Below are 20,702 nucleotides of genomic sequence, written 5' to 3' on the forward strand. Positions count from 1 at the left end.
TGGAAGCAGCTCTCTTTTCACACCGGTGGCTCGGGTTCGCTTTTTTCTTTCGTTTAGCTGACTAGCAACCAGAACACGGAAAGCACAAAAAAACAGACTGTTCCCGGTGATGGAACGGTCTGTTTCGCTTCAAACGGTCAAAGCTTGATTCCGAGCACATGGTTCAGCGGAACAAAGCCAATCTTCCGGCTATCATCGTTGTGATTACGATTGTCGCCCATCACAAATACATGGCCGTCAGGCACTGTCCACGTTTACGGGGCAGTCGTCAGCATCTGCTCATTAATATAAGGCTCGTCTAGCAATTGTCCATTGCGATACGTTTGATTGTTTTTCAACTCCAGCACGTCGCCTGACTTGCCAATTACCCGTTTCACATACAGTTTTGGATCAGCGGCATGGCTAAGGAGTCGGAGCAGCGGATGCTCCAGCAGATCATCCTTCAAGGTTCGCGGCCTGTTGACCTGACTGTCGATAATGACGATGTCTCCGTAATCCGGGGCATACCGGAACGTGTACGACAGCTTGGATACATAAATCTGCTGCTTGTCATGGAGCGTTGAGTCCATGGAGTGGCCGAGCACCTTGGTTGGCTGGAAAACAAACATGCCGATTAGGATAGTCAAAATAAAAGCTGCGGCAATAGAGCGGGTCCATGTCCAAACTTCCTTTATAAGCGCTTGCATCGGTATATCAACATCCTTCCCTGCTGTCCTGAAAGCATATGTCCAAGTACATATGGAAACCGTTTAGAAGTCGAATTGTATGTCCGCAAGACAATCTTCGTCAGCGAGCCGTCGTGTGGAAGCAGTTTTCTGTCACACCGGTGGCTCAGGTTCGCTTTTTCTTTCGTTTAGCTGAATAGCAACCAGAACACGGAAAGCATAAAAGAACAGACCGTCTCCGGAAATGGAACGGTCTGTTTCGCTTTGTGGTCAGCTTGTATGCAGATGGTCAAAACTTGATCCCAAGCACATGGTTCACGGGCACAAAGCCAATGTCCCGGCTATCCTTGCTGTGATTACGATTATCGCCCATTACAAATACATGGCCGTCAGGCACTGTCCACGTTTGTGGGGCCGTCGTCCGCATTTGCTCATTGATATAAGGCTCGTCCAGCAATTGTCCATTGCGGTACATCTGGTTGTTTTTCAACTCCAGCACGTCGCCTTGCTTGCCAATTACCCGTTTCACATACATGTTCGGATCATCGACACCGCTAATGAGCCGGAGCAGCGGGTGCTCCAGCAGGTCATCCTTTAAGGTCCGCGGTCTGTCAACCCGGCTGTCGATAATGACGATGTCCCCATAATCCGGCGCATACCGGAACGTGTGCGACAGCTTGGATACATAAATCCGCTGCTGGTCGTGGAGCGTCGGGTCCATGGAGTGGCCGAGCACCTTGGTTGGCTGGAAAACAAACATACCGATCAGGATGGTCAAAATAAAAGCTGCGGCAATAGAGCGGGTCCATGCCCAAACTTCCTTCATAAGCGATTGCATCGGTGTGTCAACATCCTTCCCTGCTGCAATGAAACCATATGTCCAAGTATACACGGAAACCGTATAAACGTCGATCCCCATGGGAAAAATAGTAAAATCATAAGGTTAACTAAAGAGGGGATCAGGCATGAAACTGTACACTTGGTGGAATCATCTGAGAAAGCAATGGAAGCGCAAGCTCCGGTTAAAGCGGAGGCTGCTGTATTTGACGATCTTGACACTTGTGCTGGCTTCCTGGTCAGCATGGATGTGGCTATCGCCGGACAACGTCGCAGATGAAGCAACGAAAGCCTGGCTGGAACGGCGCAGTCAATCGGTCTTTGGGCGCGAGCTGTCCGTCGTTCGGCAGTCAGAGGAAGAAGTAAAGGGGATCTTACAAGGAATGGAAGGGCAGCGTGAGGCATTCAACCGTAAAACGTATGTGTGCGGGGAAGAATTGGAACGCGTCGGCCTGCTGGACGCCGCCGGAATTTTGGCGTATTATCGGCAGCATCCGTCGCTGGTTGTCAGTCTGGGCGACATAAGCAAGGTGTATTTCACGGAGTCGATTAATGACTTGTCGCCTTCGTGCAAGGAGCGTGCTTATTTTGGTCTTGATGCGAAAGGCAACCTGTCGATGTTCGAGGGTATGCCCGGCTCCGGGTCTGAAAATGTTATGCGTACGTTTTTTCAGTTAAACATCGGTCATTTGGAAAGCAGCCTGCCGAGGGAAACCGTTCGTCAGCTGTATCAGGGCATCAGAGTCCGCGACCTGGACGATTACAACAGTGTGTTGTCTACGCTGAGCGATTTTGCTGTGGAGGAGACGGAAAAGGCGATGCAGCAGCAAACTCTTCATTAGAAAAAGTGTCATCCTGAAGACATGCCGGGCCGCCAAGCTCGAATTGCACGCAGCCGCCGGACCGCGCGGAAACCTGGACGAATGCGTTCATGCTTCCGCTGCGGTCTTTTTGGCGTTGGCGTGTTCATCGTTATCGTTATCTGCTATAATGACAAGTGAATACATATGTTCGCTTTCCGTCGGGGATCGCGTTGCATTGACCTGGAAAGCGGCTGGAGGAGCTGCGGCTGATTTGCGTATTTTAGGCATTGATCCCGGGATCGCCATTGTCGGTTTCGGATTTATTGATAAGCAGGGACATAAGCTGGTGCCGGTTCAATACGGCTCGATTCAAACCGAGGCGCATACGGACGATGGCTTGCGGCTGAAGCAAGTATTTGACGCGACGGTGCAGCTCATTGACAAATACAAGCCGGATGCGGTTGCCATCGAGAAACTGTTTTTTAACCGCAACGTGACAACGGCCATGACCGTCAGCCAGGCGAGAGGCGTGCTTATGCTGGCCGCTGTGCAGCAAGGGCTGCCGATTGCGGAGTACACGCCGCTGCAGGTGAAGCAAGCGATTGTCGGCTACGGGAAGGCCGAGAAAAAACAGGTGCAGGAGATGGTGAAGATGTTCCTTCACTTGTCTGCCGTGCCCAAGCCCGATGATGTGGCTGATGCGCTGGCTGTGGCGATTTGTCATGCGCATTCGTCGGCGCTTCAATCCAAATTGAACGGAGCTGCGAAACGATGATTGATTTTTTGCGGGGAAGCGTCGCTTATCGGGAAGCTGATTATGTTGTGCTGGACGTAAGAGGAGTCGGCTACCGCGTGTTTACGCCGAATCCTTACGCCGTCGGGGCCAAGGAAGGCAAGGATGCTGAGGTTACGTTGTTTATTCATTACCAGGTGCGGGAGGATGCCCACCTGCTGTTTGGGTTTCAGACACGGGAGGAGCAGTCGCTATTTCGGCTGCTGCTGGATGTAAACGGCATCGGCCCCAAGGTAGCCGTCGGGGTGATGGCAGGCGGCAGGCCGGAGACGATTGCAGCTGCCATCCGTCAGGAGAATTTGACCTTTCTGACCAAGCTGCCCGGCATCGGCAAAAAAACGGCCCAGCGAATGGTGCTGGATCTCAAGGACAAGCTAGGCGCTTATGTAGCCGCCAATGAGCTGGACGGTTTTATGGCCGCAGGCATTCCGCTTGAGACTGCTTCGGACGGCAGCGCTTGGGCAGAGGCGAAGGCCGCGCTGCTGGCGCTTGGCTACACGGAAGCCGAGGCGGACCGCGCGTCAGCCGCGATCCAGTCGAAGCTGACCGGGCTGGAGACCGCCGAGGCATTGACGAAGCTGGCGCTGCAGGCGCTGTTCCAGCAGTCGTTGTCACGCTGAGTGCGCGACAGTTGCATTTGGCTGCGGCCGGGAGCTTAGACTAAGCCGGGCCAGGTATGCTGCATACAGGCGGGAGGGGAAAGAATGGACATGGAGGACCGTATTATTTCAGCCAATCTGATGATGGAAGACGAGGTAGCGGAGTTTAGTTTGCGGCCGCGTTATTTGTCTGAATATATCGGCCAGGCGCAGGCCAAGGAAAATTTGAAAATTTATATTGAAGCGGCCAAGATGCGCAAGGAAGCGCTTGACCATGTGCTGCTTTACGGTCCGCCGGGACTCGGCAAAACGACGCTGTCCAACATTATTGCTAATGAGCTGGGCGTTAACTTGCGTACGACCAGCGGTCCAGCTATCGAACGGCCGGGGGATCTGGCTGCGATTTTGACGAATTTGCAGGAAGGCGACGTGCTGTTCATTGACGAAATTCATCGGCTCCACCGTACGGTAGAGGAGGTGCTTTACCCGGCGATGGAGGACTACGCGCTTGACATTATGATCGGTAAGGGGCCCAGCGCGCGTTCGGTCCGGCTTGATTTGCCGCCGTTTACGCTGATTGGGGCCACGACCAGAGTCGGGCTGCTGTCAGCGCCGCTTCGCGACCGGTTCGGCGTCGTGAGCCGTCTCGAATATTATACGGTCGATGAGCTGTCTTATATTGTCAGCCGTACCGCAGATCTGCTGCAGGCGCAAATTATCGGGGAAGCTTCGCGGGAGATCGGCATGCGTTCACGGGGGACGCCGCGGATCGCAAACAGGCTGCTGAAGCGTGTGCGTGATTTTGCTCAAGTCAAAGGCGACGGAATTATTACCCATGAGATTACGCATCTGGCGCTGAGCAGTCTGCAGGTTGACCCGCTTGGACTGGACGAAATCGACCACAAGATGCTGCGTGCGATTATTTTAAGCTTTCAGGGCGGCCCTGTCGGTCTGGATACGATTGCCGCTTCCATCGGGGAAGAAAGCCAGACGATCGAAGATGTGTACGAGCCTTACCTGCTGCAGATCGGATTTCTCCAGCGGACGCCGCGCGGCCGGATGGTGACGGAGCAGGCTTGCAAGCATTTGGGGTTTCCTATGCCCAAACGGAATGGATAATAAGCGGACAGAGCGGTCCGATCGAGGAAAGGGGAATCGGTTTTATGCACAGGCAAGACCGGTTGCAGCTGACGGGAGCACGGGCGCGTCAACGGCTGCAAGCCAGGGTGAACGCTAAAGGTTGGATGTTGGGAGCTGCCCTTCTAGGGGCAGGGCTGCTGGCAGGCGGGACCGGCTGGACAGCAGCCGTCTCGGCTGCAGCGGCCGAGACGGCTGCGGTGCAGCAAATTGCTGCGCCGTCAACGGCGGGTATGCCGCAGGCGGCGGCAGGCGCTCCGGAGCTCGTCCGGGTCGCGTTGTTCATTGAAACGGAGCGTTATACAAGCCGGGCGGCGGCCGTGACGCTGTCGGGGGAAAGCGGGCTGCTGCTTTCGCTCCGTGATGCCACTGGGCTGAAGCCGGTGCATACGGCGCAGCCGAATGAAGCGATTCGCGCTTCGACGGACGGATTTTACATTCAGCTGCTGGCGACTGCCGATGCAGCGGCAGCAGCTTCCAAAGCCGGAGCTGCAAACGGCCAGGCTGCGGCAAGCAGCATTGTGCAGCGGACGAAGCAGGGCAAGCTGCTGTACAGCGTGTATCAAGGCCCTTATGCGAGTAAAGCGGCGGCAGAAGCGGCTGCTAAAGGAATTGCGGGCGCATCGGTTGCCGGGCCGCACCGGTTGCATGCAGGGCTGTATGGCACCGAGGCGGCAGCCGCCGCTCAGGCCGCCGCGCTTGCACAGGCGGGCTTCGACGCCGATGTGGCGGTCGTTGCCGGCGGATTCGCCGCGTTTGTCGGCGCGGAGGCCGATGCCGCCGGATTGGCGGCGCTGCAGGCGCAGGTTGCGGCCAAGCTGCCGGGCGTGCAGCTGACAGCCATTGACCCGGCGGCTGCGTATGTGCTGAAGCGGCAGGAGCTTGCCGTTTCCGCGAAGGCGGGGACGGAAGCGGTCACGGCATTTGTCGTCGGCAGCGGTGCGAAGCTGTGGGCGGCCGCTGCCGATGCTCAAGGCGGCGTACAGGTTGCGGAGCGCTCTGGACGTACGTATCGCGGCGGAATCGAAGTGACATCGCTCGGCGGCAAGCTTGCCGTGATCAATGAGGTGCCGATGAGCCAGTATTTGTACGGTGTGCTCGGCTCGGAGCTGAGCCCTTCCTGGCCTGCGGAAGCGTTGAAGGCGCAAGCTGTCGCGGCGCGTACTTATGTGAAAAAGCAAGGAATGAAATACGGGATTGCGCACGTCAGCGACACGACGCTGGATCAGGTCTATAAAGGGATTGAGGCAGAGTTTCCTGCCGCCGTGCAGGCGGTTGATGCAACTCGTGACGAGGTGCTGACTTATAAGGGAGCCTTGATCGACCCGCTGTTTTTCTCCAATGCAGGCGGGCTGACGGCTGATTCGACGGAGGTATGGGGCAATCCGGTGCCGTATCTGGTCAGTGTTCCTTCGCCAGACGAGGGCGCGCAGACGGGGAAAAAGCCGTGGTACCGGATTGTGTTGACCGACGGGACGCTGGGCTACATTCATTCTGACTATGCCAGAAATACCGGACAGACCAACGCGGCGGGCTTCCCGTTATATGAATCCTATAAGGAAACGGTTAACATTCGCTCCGCTCCATTTGTCGACAACACAACGAACCCGGCCATTGCCAAGGCGGAGGTCGGTACGCGGTTTATCGTGCTCGGCGAAACGATGGAATCGAGCGCCTATGCGTGGGTGCGCGGACCGTATGATGAAGCAAGGCTGAAGAAGCTGCTCGGAGCATCGCTGCCGGCTTCCGCTGGCTCCGCTATTCATAGCCTGGAGGTTACGCAACGCGGACCATCAGGGCGGGCGCTGGAAATTGCGGTTAACGGTCAACCGGTCAAAACGACCTACCCGGACGCGCTTCGTTCGCTGCTCGGCGGGCTGCCCAGCACCCGGTTTGAAATTGAGGAATCGGGACGCTATACTATACAGGGAGCCGCGGGCGCAGCCAGCTCCGGCAGCTCGGCGCAGCCCATGTACGTCCTTGGCGGATCAGGAGCCGCTCAGGCGCTCAAGGCCGAATCCTTTTTCGTATTGAGCGGAGACGGCACGGTGAAGGTGATGTCGGCCAAACCGGTGTTTGTCTTTAACGGACAAGGCTTCGGACATGGATTGGGCATGAGCCAATGGGGGGCCAAGGGACTGGCTGAGCAAGGCCATGATTATGCCCGCATTTTGCAAACGTATTATACCGGCGTGCAATTGACCAAGTCAGCGCCTTAACGCAGCTGCCCTCCAAGCAAGCTCCAACGCGAGGGCGGACGATTATATAACCGAGGGAATGAGAAGCAACCATGCAAGTTGATTTATTTGATTATCATCTGCCGGAATCGTTGATCGCGCAGACGCCGCTCGCGGATCGGACAGCTTCCCGGCTGCTTACGCTGAATAAGCAGACCGGGGAGCTTGCCCATCACGGCTTTGAACAACTGGAGTCTATGCTGCAAGCCGGGGACGTGCTCGTGCTTAATGATACGAGAGTCATTCCAGCCCGGCTGTTTGGCGTGAAGCCGGATACCGGAGCGAAGGTGGAGGTGCTGCTGCTCAAGCAGCTTGAAGGTGATGCCTGGGAAGCGCTGGTGAAGCCGGGCAAACGGCTGAAAACGGGAGCGCGTATCGCATTTGGCGGCGGGGTACAGGAGCCGGGCGAGGCTGCGGCTGCTCCGTTGCTGACGGCAACGGTGGAAGCCGAGGGCGAGATGGGCACACGGGTACTGCGTTTTTCGTACACCGGTATTTTTAATGAAATCCTGGATCTGCTCGGCCATATGCCGCTGCCTCCCTATATTAAGGAACAGCTCCCGGAACGGGAACGGTACCAGACCGTTTACGCCAGGCATCAAGGCTCAGCGGCCGCTCCGACGGCAGGGCTGCACTTTACCGAGGCTTACTTGCGGAAGCTGGAGGAGAAAGGCGTGCAGCTGGCCTATGTGACGCTGCATGTCGGACTGGGCACATTCCGTCCGGTGTCGGCTGAAAGTATTGATGAGCATGAGATGCACGAGGAGTTTTATGAGGTGACCCAGGAAACGGCGGACCGTATCAATGCGGCCAAGGCGAGCGGTGGTCGGGTCGTCGCTGTCGGCACGACCAGCGCGCGCACGCTGGAAACGGCTGCGCGGGAGGACGGCGTGCTGGAGGCGGGCAGCGGCTGGACCGGGATTTTCATTTATCCCGGCTACCGGTACAGGATCGTAGATGCGCTGCTGACCAATTTCCACTTGCCCAAGTCCACGCTGCTGATGCTGATCAGCGCCTTGGCCGGGCGCGAGCATGTACTGGCCGCATACAGGGAAGCTGTGGAGCGGGAATACCGGTTTTTCAGCTTTGGCGACGCGATGTTTATTTATTGAAGGAAGTGATCTGATGGCGATTACCTATGAACCGATTAAAACGTGCAAGCAGTCGGGCGCGCGGCTCGGACGCGTACACACGCCGCACGGCACGATTGAAACACCGGCCTTTATGCCGGTCGGCACGCAAGCAAGCGTAAAGACGATGAGTCCGGAAGAAATCAAGCAGATGGATGCGCATATCATTTTGAGCAATACGTATCATTTGTTTTTGCGTCCGGGCCATGAGATTGTGAAGAAGGCCGGCGGGCTGCACAAGTTTATGAACTGGGATCGTCCGATTTTGACCGATAGCGGCGGCTTCCAGGTGTTTTCACTCAGCGAGATGCGGAAAATTACGGAGGAAGGCGTGCAGTTCCGTTCGCATCTGAACGGGGACAAGCTGTTTATTTCGCCGGAGAAATCCATCGAAATTCAAAATGCGCTGGGCGCGGATATTATTATGGCGTTCGACGAATGCCCGCCGTATCCGGCCGAGCATAGCTACGCCAAGCAGTCATTGGAGCGGACGACTCGCTGGGCTGCGCGTTGTTTGGAGGCGCATAGCCGCAAGCATGATCAAGGGCTGTTTGCGATCATCCAGGGCGGGATGTATGAGGATCTGCGCAAGCAGAGCGCCGCTGAGTTGACTTCCATGGATTTCCCGGGGTATGCTATTGGGGGATTAAGTGTCGGCGAGCCTAAGCCGCTGATGATGGAAGTGCTGGATTATACGGTTCCGCTGCTGCCTGCGGCCAAACCCCGCTATTTAATGGGCGTCGGCTCGCCGGATGCGCTGATTGAAGGCTCGATTCGCGGCATTGACATGTTTGATTGCGTGCTGCCGACCCGGATCGCACGCAACGGCACGGTCATGACCAGCCAAGGACGGCTTGTCGTACGCAACGCGAAGTATGCGGAGGATTTCGGTCCGCTTGACCCTGCTTGCAGCTGCTACACCTGCAAGCATTATTCGCGGGCATATATCCGCCATTTAATCAAGGCTGACGAAACGTTTGGCATTCGTCTCACAACGTATCATAACCTGCATTTCCTGCTGGAGCTGATGCGCGGCGTCCGTCAGGCGATTCGTGAAGACCGGCTGCTGGATTTCCGCGACGAATTTTTTGCACAATACGGTATTGATGAGCATAGCAAAGGGTTTTAGCTAACCATTACATAAAGCTGTAAGTTAAAAAGGGGAGGGATTCCTATGTTTTTGGCAACAGATGCGGCCGCGCCATCAACTTTGTTGACTTATGCCACGCAGTTCGGTCCATTTATTCTGATGTTTGCTGTGCTTTACTTCCTGCTGATTCGTCCGCAGCAGAAGCGCCAGAAGACGCGCAACATGATGCTGGGCAATCTGAAGCGAGGCGACAAAATCGTCACGATCGGAGGGCTTCATGGCACGATTGTTGAGCTGACGGATGATACGGTTGTTTTGCGCGTCAATGATGTCACGAAGCTGACATTTGAGCGCTCCGCGATCAATTCGATTCAAGCTGCGCCGGAAAGTGCCTCGTCCCGTTAACTGATACGCTTTCCCGATGAAAAAACCCGAACCTAGCTCCGGCACAGGTTCGGGTTTTTTCATCGGATGGCCGAGCGGTCTGTCGCCCGTTACTTTTTCACATTGACGCCAATCATGCCGCCGAATGCTCCGGCCGCCAGCGCCAGCCCGGCGATCATCATCAGCTCGTTCGTAAAGCCGCTGTCATAGGCGAGAAAGCCAATCAGCCAGACGATGAACGTATAGGCGAGGCCAAGCAGACCGCCGTGGTACCAGCCGCGCGATTCGCACCGTTTGCCGGTAACAACTCCGCCGACGAACAGCGCAAGTCCGTGAATAAACAGCGTAACCGCAAGCCAGGAGTGTTCAGACAATCCGGTGCCAAGCATCAGAAGTGAAGCAAGCAGCGTACCTGCGAGAGCGACGCCGGCGGAATAGGTCAAGCCGGCAAACATCGGCGAACGGTTCATCAGAGGGCAACCTCCTTAACTGAGCTTGTTTTCATTGTATGGGCTGGCGCAGGGGAATAGTACAAGTCCGTTACCAACATTTCACCCGAATGCGGCATTGCGGCCAAGGTCACAATACCCATTGAACCGACAGCCGGGAGGGATGGTCTTTATGGAGCTTTGGGCTTTGTTCTGGCGTACCATTTTGCTTTATTTGCTTGTATTTCTGACGATGCGGATTATGGGCAAGCGGGAAATCGGCAAGCTGTCGATTTTTGATCTTGTGATTTCCATTATGATCGCTGAAATTGCAGTTTTCGTGCTGGAGGATGTCCGGAAGCCGTTGATTGAAGGGCTGCTGCCGATGCTGACGCTCGTGGCCGTGCAAATTTTAATTGCCTACATCTCTCTGAAAAATGAGCGGATTCGCCGCTGGATCGAGGGGCGGGGCGCGGTTCTGGTGGAAAACGGCAAGCTGAATCGCACGGAAATGAGCAAGCAGCGCTATAACCTGGACGACTTGCTGCTTCAACTGCGGGAGAATAAAATTATGAGTCCGGCCGATGTCGAATTTGCCATTCTCGAAACCTCCGGCAAGCTGACCGTGAAGGAGAAAAAAAGCAAGCCGTCCGAGTCAGCCGCTGGCACAGCTAATCCGTTGTCTTCAGAGCCGATATCCTCCGCGTCTGAGTCGGCCGAGCCCGCTTTATTTCGATACGAGGGTTTGCCGCTGCCGCTCATTATGGACGGAAAGGTGCAGGAGGAAAGCTTGCGGAAGCTGGGGCAAACCCGATTTTGGCTAAAAAAAGAGCTGCGGGCGCGCGATATTAAGGAATTCAAGGACGTGTTTTTCTGTTCCATTGATCATCGCGGCAAGTGGTTTATTGATAAAATCCGCTGACGGTCCTCCCCTCATGCTCATTTTGCCGCTTATGGCTTCACAAGCTTTTTTCCCAGCAGCAGCACGCGGAAGAAGTCGTCCCGATCAATCAGTCGAGTGAACAGCGCCAAAGCGAGATAGCTGGCAAAGCCGGCTGCGCATGCAACCAGAAACCGGCCAATTCCGGCCTCCAGCCAAGTGAGCTGCATAAATAAAGCGCTGACCCAGCCTGCTCCCAGAGTACTGATGCCGACTTTCACAAACTCGCTGGCGGACATTCGAAAATGCAGCAGGCGAGCGACACTGTAGCCATGCAGAACGGTAACAAGCATAATGTTTACGGTAATTGCAACGATCGCGCCCAAAATACCGAATTCCGGGCGGCTGGCCAGTATGTAGATCAGCGTGAGCTTGACGGCCGAGCCGATCAAGGTGTTGATGAGCGCCGCGCCCGGCTTATCGAGCGCCTGCAGCGCGGCTTGCAGCGGAGCCTGCACATAAATAAACAAAGCGGCGGGGGCCATTAACCGCAGCATGGCGCCTACCTCCGGCTGCCCGTACATATAAGCGCAGATCGGCTCGGCCAGCACGTACATGAGCATGGCGAACGGCGCTCCGGTTACTAACGCCAAGCGAAGCGACTGGTGAAGCCGCATGTGAATGGTTTTCATATCTCCTTTGGCTGCAGCCTCTGACAGCGAAGGAACCAGCGAAACGGCGAGCGAGTACGTCAAGGCGCTTGGCAGCATGAGAACCGGGATGACCATACCTTGCAGCGCACCGTATTGGGCCGTGGCCATCGCGGTAGCCACACCGGCGGCGGCCAGACTTTGCACGATCAGAATGGATTCCAGAAAATACGAGCCGGAGCCGACGAGCTTGCTGCCGGTGACGGGGAGTGCAAGCTTGAGCAATTGCCCCAGGCTGCTGCGGGCAGGCCGCTTCTCTGATCCGGCGGCGGCAGCATAGGAGATGCGGGGGGCTGATGGAGCGGACTCCCGCTTATGCAGCAGCATCAGCACGAGCATAGCTGCGATTTCACCGGCCAGTACGCCGACCATCGCACCGGCGGCTGCGTAGGCGATCCCGTAAGGCAGCATCAGATAGGCAAACGCCAGCACCGTTACGATTCGCACCATGGTTTCGGTCACTTGGGAGACGGCGGTCGGAATCATATTTTGCCGTCCTTGAAAATAGCCGCGATACACGGACGACACCGCAACAAGCGGAACAATCGGGGTCATGCACAGGAAGGTGAAGTAGACGCGCGGGTCGGTGAACAAATGCTCGGTAATCCAGCGGGCGCTGTAAAAAATAACGCCGGTAAACGTCAGTCCCAGTCCAAGAGCGAGCAGCAGCGCGATGCGGAAAATGGCGCGAACCCGCGTCTCGTTTCCTTCGGCCTCGGCTTCGGCGACAAGCTTGGCCACCGCAATCGGGATGCCGCCCGTGACCAGCGTCAGGATGACAACGAGAAAAGGCCAGCCCATCTGGTACAGTCCGATCCCCTCTGCTCCGATGACCCGCGGGAGCGTTATCCGGGGAATAAAGCCCAATATCCGGTTAATCAAACCGGCGGCAAGTAAGATCATCGTGCCTTTAATGAAGGTTTGTTTAGTCAAAGGGATAACCTCTTTTCCACGGCAGGAGTATAGTAATGGATATGCATAACCTGTCCGCAGCCATGCACACATTTTTATACAAGCCCTGTCTGGAGGCGAAGCAGGAAATTGGCTGAAGGCAGCGAATTACATACGATACAGGCAGAGCACGGCTTCGCATCGGGAGGGATAGAGCATGGGGGACGACAAACGGATGGACGGGCCAGCCGAGGAGCGGAATGAGGAGCAGACTGAACAAGTCGGCGAACCACACGCGGCGGAGACATTTCACAGCAGGGATGAAGAGACGCCGGACAGCGGCAAGCAAGCCCCGGCCGCAATAGATGATGCTGCAGCTTGGGACGGAAGCAACGAAACACAAACGGGGCGCGAGCCATCCGAGGCAGATGAAGCGTCGTCTGGGGGTCGCGAGTCGATCGAGGTAAATGAAACGGCGTCTGTGGGGCGCGAGCCATCCGAGGTATACGGGACGGCGGCTGTTATTCCGCCTGTTCCCAGCATGCCGTATATGGAGCTGTTTTTTGCCAATCCAAATCAGAGCTATGCAGCTGAAACGGTTAACGAGCTGATCCGCGAGCTGGAGGTCGGAGCGGCGGAGCAGAAGTCAGCTGCGGAAGTCAGGGAAGCCCGGACTGGCAACGCAAGGGAAGCTAGCCTGGCTGATGAATCGGCGAAGCCGGGCATGATCGAGGCGGCAGCTACGGTAGAGACGGCATTGTTGCGAACGGAGGAAGCACGCGCACACGCTAAGAAAGCGCTGGCTGCGCCGGACCCGGAGGCTTTTCTGTCAGCGGAGCGGGAAGCCGAGGCTGAACTTTCTGCGGAGGCGGAGGAAACGGAGCCGATGCTGGACGGGGAAGAGCTTAGCTATATGATCGAGCAAATTTGTGTGAGCAAGGCAGAGGAATTTCGCATGCTTGGCTATGCCTATGTGACCGGCTCGGAAATTTGGGAGTGTGTCAGCGACAAATACCGCAAGCATGGAATGCCGGCCTTGCATCAAATCGTGAATGATATTTTGTCGCTCAAGGTAACTTCGTTTATGAACTGGATGACGATGAGTGCGCTCAAAGACACCCGCATCACATAAGCGGGTGTCTTTTTAACATTCGGGATGATTCAGCATCAGTTCAACATGGCCCGATAGAGGTTTTCTTCCTATCGTTTGCTGACATTTCAGGCGTTCAAATGGCAAATTGACTCGTTTTTCACAGGTGGGTATAATAGGACTATTGAGTGTGGAAGGAGATCCTTATGGACATCAAACGCATCGTCACTTTTTTGGCGATAGTTCTGATCGTAGGCATTTCGATCGGACTGTCGAGCCCTAATCTCGTCAAGAATGTTAAGCTGGGTCTCGACTTGAAGGGCGGATTCGAGATTTTGTATGTCGCTGAGCCAATTGAGGCCGGTAAGCCGGTTACGAAGGACTCACTGACCCAGACAGCTATCAGTCTGGAGCAGCGGGCGAACTCGCTGGGCGTCACCGAGCCGGAAGTGACAACAGAAGGAACGGACCGGATTCGTGTCAAGTTTCCCGGAGTCAGCAATGAAGAGGAAGTACGGAAGGTGATCAAGGAGCCGGCAGAGCTGACTTTCCGCGGTCCGGACGGAACGAAGGAAATGCTCGGCAACGATTTCGTCGAAGGCGCCGCCGCGGTGCAGTTTGACCAGACGAACCGTCCGATGATCGCGATTGAAGTGAAAGACAAGGAGAAATTTCGCAAGGTGACGGAGAAGCTGCTTGGTCAACCGCTGAGCATTTATCTGGACGAAACCCAATTGTCCTCGCCAGTCATTCAGCAGGTGCTGACGGATGGCAAAGCGACGATTACGGGCAACTTCACCTTTGACGAAGCGAAGAAGCTGGCTGACACGATCAACCTGGGCGCGCTGCCGCTCAAGCTGACCGAAAAATATACCCAAAGCGTAGGCGCTACGCTGGGCTTGCAGTCGCTGCAGGAGACGGTGAAGGCCGGTTTGATCGGCTCCGTGCTGATCCTGATATTTATGCTTTTTTTCTATCGCATTCCAGGGCTGGTTGCGTCGATTTCGATTATTACATTCGGTTGGCTGCTGCTGCTGGTATTTGAACTGATCAATGCAACGCTGACGCTTCCAGGCATTGCTGCGTTTATTCTCGGCGTAGGGATGGCCGTTGACGCCAACATAATTACGGCTGAACGGATCAAGGAAGAAATTCGCAGCGGCAAAAGCATCCTGTCCTCGCTCAAGGCGGGCTCGAAGCATTCCTTCCGCACCATCATGGACGCGAATATTACGAATATTATTTGTGGAGCGGTGCTTTTCTACATCGGTAACGGCGCCATCCGCGGCTTTGCTTTGACCAATATGCTCACCATTGCGCTGAGTATCGTGACCAACATCTTCTTTGCGCGGCTTTTGCTCGTCTTGCTGATTCGCGCCAATGTGTTCAAGAAGCCGTCTTACTTTGGCGTAAAGGAGTCGGAAATCCGTGCACTCTAACCCATCCAAGAATGTCCATGTTACAAATACGCATGACTATTTTAAACACTATTTTGACTTCGTCAAGCACCGCAAATATTTTTATATCGCATCGCTGTTGATTTGCTTGCTCGGGGTCATTATGCTGTCGTGGAAAGGGCTGAACTACGGCGTTGACTTCCGCGCTGGTACGTCCATGGATATTTCAGCCGCACAAACGATGGACAAGGCGAAGGCCGAGGAGCTGATCAAGGCCAGCGGCGCTGAGCCGGAGACAATCACACTCGGCGGCGATAATGGAACGAGGCTGTCCGTCCGGTTCAGCGACATTGTGGATGAAGCGACGGTGACAAAGGTAAAGCAAGCCTTTATTGCTACCTACGGCGACAGCGTGTCCCAAGAGGTTAACACGGTAACGGCGGATATGGCGATCGAGCAGCAAAATAAGGCGCTGCTGGCCATCGGCGTGGCGAGCATTGCGATTGCTTTGTATGTGACGATCCGGTTTGAATGGCGCTTTGCCATCGCTTCGATCATTGCCATTTTGCATGACGCATTTGTCGTCATCAGCTTTTTTGCGATTTTCCGAATGGAGGTCAACCTGCCGTTTATGGCGGCAATTTTGACAACCATCGGTTACTCCATCAATGATAAGATTGTTATATTTGACCGTGTCCGTGAAAACCTGCGCTTTGCCCGTCTGAAAACAGCAGATGATTTGTCCAATCTGCTGCATGACAGTATCTGGCAGACGATGAAGCGAAACCTTAACACGGTTATCACGGTATTGATAGCAGCGCTTTGCTTGCTTATTTTCGGCAGCCCGGCGATCAAGCTGTTCGCGCTCGCGAAGCTGATCGGGTTGACCAGCGGTGCGTACTCGTCGATTTGTATCGCCGGTCCGCTCTGGTATGAGCTGAAAAAGAAGGCGCTGGGCACCAAGAAAAAAGCTGCTGCGTAAGCACAAATACGTAGGCCGTCGCGTCAGCCTAACATGCGGCGGCTTCTCTTTTTCCGGCGCTAGACAGGTATTCCCGTTCATAGAGGAGTGGCTCCATGACTGAAAACAGAACGAAGCAGGCGACGATGAACGTATGGAGCGGTATCGGGCTGCATCTGACGCTCGTAGCCGTGAAGGGCGCCTTCGGCATCATGGCGCAAAGTAAAGCGCTGCTGGCCGACGCCGTCTATTCGGCTTCCTACGTCCTCAGCGCACTGGCGGAGCTGGGAGCGGCCAGAAGCGGCCGTTTTGGGCTGCTCAACGAAGGCTCAGTCGTCAAAAACAAGCTAGGACCCGTCCTTGCCGCGCTGCTGGCTGCTTTGCTGATGACAGCGAGCCTTGAGATCGCATTGATGACGGCAAGATCGCTGCAGCAAGGCGTCGGGCAGCCTCCGAAAGCAATCGCACTACTTATACTTCTCCTCTCTATTGCAGGTAAGGAATTATGGTTTCGGCACCAGCTCAAGCTGGCCCGCCAGTTGGCTAATCCGCAACCGGCCGTTGCGGCGGCCCGCAAGCACAGGGACCTGGGGCCATCGTTGATTGCCTGCATCGGTCTGAGCGGCTCACTGACCGCCGGTTATTTCGGAATAACGGCTTTGTACATGCTTGATGCGCTGGCGGCGCTGGTTGTCGCCGCTGCGATTTTATGGAAAGGCTGCCGTCTGCTGCTGGAAGCGACGCTTCAATCGAAGCCGCGTTCCGTCCAAGTGGAGGAAGCGCAGCATTTTCTGTCCACGGTGCAGCGGATCAAGGGCGTCATTTCAATTGACGACCTGCAAGCGAAGGAGCAAGGCCATTATGTGACGATTGACGTGAAAATCAGCGTGAATCCCCGCATTAGCATTTACGAAGGACATGAAATCGCGAAAATGGTCAAGCAGGCACTGATGAAGCGGTTTACGCATGTGGCCGAGGTGGACGTCCAGGTGATCCCTTATGATCCGGGCTACCCTTATAAAAATGCGGATGTCGAGCATGATGATCAGCCGACGCTGCTGCATTAACAGCAACCGCAACTTGGAATAATTAAGGAGGATTCACCGTATGCTGCAAGGAAAAGCAAGCTGGACCTTCGGTCAGACGGAAGCAGACAAGAACCAGGTTCAGGAGCTTGCCGAGGAGCTGAATGTTTCCCCGCTGCTGTCGCGGCTGCTGGTCGCCAGGGGATTCACAGATGCCCGGCATGCAGCTGAGTTTTTAAGCGGAGGAACGGATTTGGCTCATGATCCGTTCCTTTTGGACGGCATGGAGCTGGCTGTGAGCCGCATTCGCCGGGCAATTGAAGCAGGAGAGAAGATCCGGGTCTACGGCGACTACGATGCCGATGGCGTCAGCAGCACCTCGTTGATGGTTGCGCTGCTCAAGCAGCTCGACTGCAGCTTCGATACGTATATTCCGCACCGGGTACAGGAAGGGTACGGGCTGAATCATGGAGCGATTGATCTGGCCAAGCAACAGGGAATCGGACTGATTGTCACCGTGGATACGGGCATTAGCGCGGTTGAGCAGATTGCTTATGCCGCTTCGCTTGGCATTGATGTGGTTGTTACGGACCATCATGAGCCTCCTGAGCTGCTTCCGGCTGCTTATGCGCTTGTGAATCCGAAAAAACCGGGCTGTCCGTATCCGTTCAAGCAGCTGGCCGGTGTCGGCGTTGCCTTCAAGCTGGCGCAAGCGCTGCTCGGACGCTGGCCGGAGGAGCTGCTGGAATATGTGGCGATCGGTACGATCGCCGACTTGATGCAGCTGACGGATGAAAACCGCATTATGGTGAAGCAAGGGATTGAACGTATGCGCTCGACTGCGAACGCCGGGCTCCGGGCTTTGCTGGAGGTGTCCGGCGTTGCCGTCAAGGAAGTAAATTCGACGCATATCGGGTTTGCGCTGGCGCCGCGCATCAATGCCAGCGGGCGGTTGCTTAGCGCGGATGCAGCGGTCAAGCTGCTGACGTCCGATGATCCGCAGGAAGCGATGCAGCTGGCTGACAGCCTCGACGCGCTCAACAAGGAGCGCCAGCGAATCGTAGACGATATGACGAAGGAAGCGGCGGAGCTGGTTGAGGGGCTGAAGGCTGCCGCAGGCGGGCTGCCCAAGGTGCTGGTGCTGGCGCAGCCGGATTGGAACGTAGGCGTGATCGGCATTGTTGCTTCCAAGATGGTTGATCGTTACTACCGCCCGACGCTGGTGCTTGGCATCGACAAGGAGACGGGACTGGCTAAAGGCTCTGCCCGCTCCATTCCCGGCTTCGATATGCACCATGCGCTGACTGAATGCGAGCGGCTGCTTGACCATTACGGCGGTCACCAGATGGCAGCGGGGATGACGTTAAAGCAGGATGCGCTGGCAGAGCTGTCGGTGCAGCTGAATTTGCTGGCCGAGGCGTGGCTGCGTCCGGAAGATTTGACGCCGGTTATTCAGGCGGATCTGGTGTGCGCAGCAGCGGACATCACTCTGGACAATATACGCCAGTTAGAGCTGCTGGGGCCGTTTGGAATGGGGAATCCGGCTCCAAGGTTTGTCGTTGAAGGGCTGGCGCTTGAGGAAATGCGAACGCTCGGGAAAGAAAAGCAGCATCTGAAGCTGATGCTGACGGATGCCGCCGCCGAGTCTGCCGCCGGGATTGAAGCCATTGGCTTCGGCAAAGGTGTGCTGTCGGAATGGATTTCGCCGTCGGCGAGGGTGGATGTGCTGGGCGAGCTGTCCATCAATGAATGGAACGGCATACGCCGCCCGCAGATGGTCATTCAGGATCTGCGTATTGGTGACATTCAGCTGTTTGATTGGCGCGGGGCTACGCGTCCGGAGCGCCGCATCGCCGAACTGGTGGACAAGTGCAAGCGCAAGCCGCCCGGCGAAGCGGGTGGCAGCGTGCCGCCAGCCGTCATCGTGTTTGGGCGGGGGCTGCCTGCCGTACTCAAGCCGTTTGCCGCCGAGACGGCGATCTGGTCGATTGATATCCACTTGGCTATGCATCCGTTAAATGAACGGGCCGGCTCCTGCGCTTTGTCAGCGGCTGAAGATATCATCGTATTTGACGTGCCGGACAAGCTGGAGCAAATTGAGGCGTTGTCCCAGGCTGCCCGGGCTGCCCGCCGTTACTACGCGGTGTTTGGCGAGACGGAGAATGACCGCCAAGCTGCCGCCGTGCCGGGACGGGATATGTTTAAGTCCGTTTACGGCGCCGTGGCTATGCTGGAAAAGGCGTCGGAGGGATCAGCGGCCGATGCGGGCTTCTGCCAGGCGATCGCCAGACGGACGGGCTTGTCGGCGTCGATGGTTTCTTTTATGCTGGAGGTGTTCACGGAGCTGGGCATCGCTGCGCCTACAACGGGCGGCGGCTATCGGCTGGTGCCGGCGGAGCCGCATGCTCCGAAACGGGAGCTATCGACTTCGTTATTGTATCAGGCCCGGATGAAGCGTCCCGAGATCGAGCAAGCCTTGCTTTACTCCTCGGCGAAGGAGCTGCTCCAGCAGTTTGCCTGAGTATGTACGTGCACGTACACCGGATGAAGCTATAGATAGGGATGAAGTTATCGCGATCGCGATCTACATGGAGGAGATTGTATGGACTACAAAACTTATATTCGGGAAATCGCGGATTTCCCGAAACCAGGCATCAGCTTCAAGGATATTACGACCTTGTTGAAGGACGGCGAAGCTTACCGCGCTGTCATCTCGGAGCTGGCTGAGCGTCTGAAGGACAAGCACATCGACTGTATCGCGGGGCCTGAGGCGCGTGGCTTCGTGATCGGCGCGCCGCTGGCGGTAGCGCTGGGCGTCGGGTTTATTCCGATTCGCAAGAGCGGCAAGCTGCCGGGCGACACGATTGAAGCCGACTATGCGCTGGAATATGGCAACGACAAGCTGGCGATGCATGCGGATGCGATTGCTCCAGGCCAAAAGGTGCTGATCGCTGACGATCTGCTTGCTACGGGCGGAACGATCGCCACGTCCATTAATCTGGTACGCCAGCTTGGCGGCGAAGTTGTTGGCGCAGCGTTTCTGATTGAACTGCAGGAGCTGAACGGGCGCGACAAGCTTGACGGCGTTGAAGTCCTTTCACTCGTTCATTATTAAAACGAAAGAACCTCTTGACTCGTTGCAGCACAAAGCGAGTCAGGAGGTTCTATTTGCTTGCAGCCTGCTTACTGGCAGCAGCTTGATTAGCGCCGGCAGCAGTTGCTGCCGCGCTTCCGGGAGCCTCGCCGGCTCCGGCTGGCATTTCCGGTGCCATTAGCAGCGGAGCCATTGCGTTTGCACCGGCTCGAAGTTGAGCGCTTCGCACAGGAGCCGTTGCGTTGCTGGCCGGACGGCCGTCCTGTCCGTGGTCTGGAACGAGCGGCGCCATTTGGACGCTCTGATTGCTCCACTGCAGTTTCCTCAGGAAATAAAGACTGCCAACCATTCAGAGCTTCTGGAGAAAGCTGAGAAAACTCGGGCCAAGCTACTTGTTGCTCCAGACTGCCCATGCCGCCGGACCGAGAGCCGCCAACGCCGCCGGAGCGTCCGCCGCCATGCCCGGCGGACCGGGAGTCGGCCGCGCCGCCGGAGCGCCCGCCGCCATGCCCGGCGGACCGGGAGCCGGCCGCGCCGCCGGAGCGCCCGCC

19 protein-coding genes and 1 pseudogene are annotated in these 20,702 nt (G+C 56.3%); 15 read left to right on the plus strand and 5 right to left on the minus strand.

Features of this window, described 5'->3' with window-relative positions; all coding sequences use genetic code 11:
- Positions 1 to 137 precede the first annotated feature (137 nt).
- Together lepB (AC6ROY_RS13545) and lepB (AC6ROY_RS13550) are read right to left on the minus strand one after the other, a co-directional pair.
- A pseudogene (gene lepB, locus AC6ROY_RS13545) lies at positions 138 to 686 on the minus strand (signal peptidase I).
- 268 nt (positions 687 to 954) lie between these two features.
- On the minus strand, positions 955 to 1,503 hold the full coding sequence (gene lepB, locus AC6ROY_RS13550) for a signal peptidase I (protein WP_500101048.1): 549 nt from the start codon (positions 1,501 to 1,503) through the stop codon (positions 955 to 957).
- A gap of 127 nt (positions 1,504 to 1,630) precedes the next feature.
- Between lepB (AC6ROY_RS13550) and AC6ROY_RS13555 the strand changes: the two genes are divergently transcribed.
- The 8 genes from AC6ROY_RS13555 to yajC all read left to right on the plus strand — a co-directional run bounded on the left by AC6ROY_RS13555 (position 1,631) and on the right by yajC (position 9,696).
- The gene (locus tag AC6ROY_RS13555; RefSeq protein WP_500101049.1) at positions 1,631 to 2,344 is read left to right on the plus strand and encodes a BofC C-terminal domain-containing protein; all 714 of its coding nucleotides are present in this window, start codon (positions 1,631 to 1,633) and stop codon (positions 2,342 to 2,344) included.
- A gap of 232 nt (positions 2,345 to 2,576) precedes the next feature.
- Positions 2,577 to 3,080 (plus strand): crossover junction endodeoxyribonuclease RuvC, encoded by a 504-nt coding sequence (gene ruvC / locus AC6ROY_RS13560; protein ID WP_500101075.1) that lies wholly within the window; start codon positions 2,577 to 2,579, stop codon positions 3,078 to 3,080.
- Positions 3,077 to 3,718 (plus strand): Holliday junction branch migration protein RuvA, encoded by a 642-nt coding sequence (gene ruvA / locus AC6ROY_RS13565; RefSeq protein WP_500101051.1) that lies wholly within the window; start codon positions 3,077 to 3,079, stop codon positions 3,716 to 3,718. The genes ruvC and ruvA overlap by 4 nt, the downstream gene beginning before the upstream one ends.
- Before the next feature lie 90 nt (positions 3,719 to 3,808).
- Positions 3,809 to 4,816 carry a Holliday junction branch migration DNA helicase RuvB gene (gene ruvB, locus AC6ROY_RS13570; protein WP_500101076.1) on the plus strand — a complete coding sequence of 336 codons (1,008 nt, stop codon included), beginning with the start codon at positions 3,809 to 3,811 and terminating at the stop codon, positions 4,814 to 4,816.
- A 44-nt stretch (positions 4,817 to 4,860) separates the two neighbouring features.
- Positions 4,861 to 7,053, plus strand: coding sequence for a SpoIID/LytB domain-containing protein (locus tag AC6ROY_RS13575; protein ID WP_500101052.1), 2,193 nt, complete (start codon positions 4,861 to 4,863; stop codon positions 7,051 to 7,053).
- A 71-nt stretch (positions 7,054 to 7,124) separates the two neighbouring features.
- Positions 7,125 to 8,183 (plus strand): tRNA preQ1(34) S-adenosylmethionine ribosyltransferase-isomerase QueA, encoded by a 1,059-nt coding sequence (gene queA, locus AC6ROY_RS13580; protein WP_500101053.1) that lies wholly within the window; start codon positions 7,125 to 7,127, stop codon positions 8,181 to 8,183.
- Positions 8,184 to 8,196: 13 nt separating this feature from the next.
- The gene (gene tgt / locus AC6ROY_RS13585) at positions 8,197 to 9,330 is read left to right on the plus strand and encodes a tRNA guanosine(34) transglycosylase Tgt (protein WP_500101054.1); all 1,134 of its coding nucleotides are present in this window, start codon (positions 8,197 to 8,199) and stop codon (positions 9,328 to 9,330) included.
- 45 nt (positions 9,331 to 9,375) lie between these two features.
- Positions 9,376 to 9,696, plus strand: coding sequence for a preprotein translocase subunit YajC (gene yajC, locus AC6ROY_RS13590; protein WP_500101055.1), 321 nt, complete (start codon positions 9,376 to 9,378; stop codon positions 9,694 to 9,696).
- A gap of 89 nt (positions 9,697 to 9,785) precedes the next feature.
- Here yajC and AC6ROY_RS13595 read toward each other — a convergent pair whose 3' ends face one another.
- Positions 9,786 to 10,145, minus strand: coding sequence for a TIGR04086 family membrane protein (locus AC6ROY_RS13595; RefSeq protein WP_500101056.1), 360 nt, complete (start codon positions 10,143 to 10,145; stop codon positions 9,786 to 9,788).
- A 151-nt stretch (positions 10,146 to 10,296) separates the two neighbouring features.
- Between AC6ROY_RS13595 and AC6ROY_RS13600 the strand changes: the two genes are divergently transcribed.
- Positions 10,297 to 11,025 (plus strand): YetF domain-containing protein, encoded by a 729-nt coding sequence (locus AC6ROY_RS13600; RefSeq protein ID WP_500101057.1) that lies wholly within the window; start codon positions 10,297 to 10,299, stop codon positions 11,023 to 11,025.
- Positions 11,026 to 11,054: 29 nt separating this feature from the next.
- On the opposite strand, the gene spoVB is transcribed toward AC6ROY_RS13600, so the two are convergent.
- A complete protein-coding gene (gene spoVB, locus AC6ROY_RS13605) occupies positions 11,055 to 12,626 on the minus strand; it encodes a stage V sporulation protein B (RefSeq protein WP_500101058.1) in 1,572 nt (523 codons plus the stop codon).
- Between the two features lie 175 nt (positions 12,627 to 12,801).
- On the opposite strand from spoVB, the gene AC6ROY_RS13610 reads away from it, so the two are divergent.
- The 6 genes from AC6ROY_RS13610 to AC6ROY_RS13635 all read left to right on the plus strand — a co-directional run bounded on the left by AC6ROY_RS13610 (position 12,802) and on the right by AC6ROY_RS13635 (position 20,172).
- Positions 12,802 to 13,716: a post-transcriptional regulator gene (locus AC6ROY_RS13610; RefSeq protein WP_500101059.1), complete on the plus strand. Its 915-nt coding sequence runs from the start codon at positions 12,802 to 12,804 to the stop codon at positions 13,714 to 13,716.
- A gap of 164 nt (positions 13,717 to 13,880) precedes the next feature.
- Positions 13,881 to 15,113 carry a protein translocase subunit SecD gene (secD, locus tag AC6ROY_RS13615; protein ID WP_500101060.1) on the plus strand — a complete coding sequence of 411 codons (1,233 nt, stop codon included), beginning with the start codon at positions 13,881 to 13,883 and terminating at the stop codon, positions 15,111 to 15,113.
- Entirely contained in the window at positions 15,103 to 16,053 is a 951-nt protein-coding gene (secF, locus tag AC6ROY_RS13620; protein ID WP_500101062.1) for a protein translocase subunit SecF, read from the plus strand. Before secD ends, secF begins: the two co-directional genes overlap by 11 nt.
- A gap of 95 nt (positions 16,054 to 16,148) precedes the next feature.
- Complete coding sequence (locus AC6ROY_RS13625) at positions 16,149 to 17,099, plus strand: cation diffusion facilitator family transporter (protein ID WP_500101063.1); 951 nt, start codon at positions 16,149 to 16,151, stop codon at positions 17,097 to 17,099.
- 40 nt (positions 17,100 to 17,139) lie between these two features.
- Positions 17,140 to 19,578, plus strand: coding sequence for a single-stranded-DNA-specific exonuclease RecJ (gene recJ, locus AC6ROY_RS13630; protein WP_500101065.1), 2,439 nt, complete (start codon positions 17,140 to 17,142; stop codon positions 19,576 to 19,578).
- An 81-nt stretch (positions 19,579 to 19,659) separates the two neighbouring features.
- Complete coding sequence (locus tag AC6ROY_RS13635; protein ID WP_500101066.1) at positions 19,660 to 20,172, plus strand: adenine phosphoribosyltransferase; 513 nt, start codon at positions 19,660 to 19,662, stop codon at positions 20,170 to 20,172.
- Between the two features lie 86 nt (positions 20,173 to 20,258).
- Here AC6ROY_RS13635 and AC6ROY_RS13640 read toward each other — a convergent pair.
- Positions 20,259 to 20,702 (minus strand): hypothetical protein (locus tag AC6ROY_RS13640; RefSeq protein WP_500101068.1); only part of this gene is annotated, 444 nt, incomplete at its 5' end.

The organism is Paenibacillus sp. sg306046, assembly GCF_059821225.1.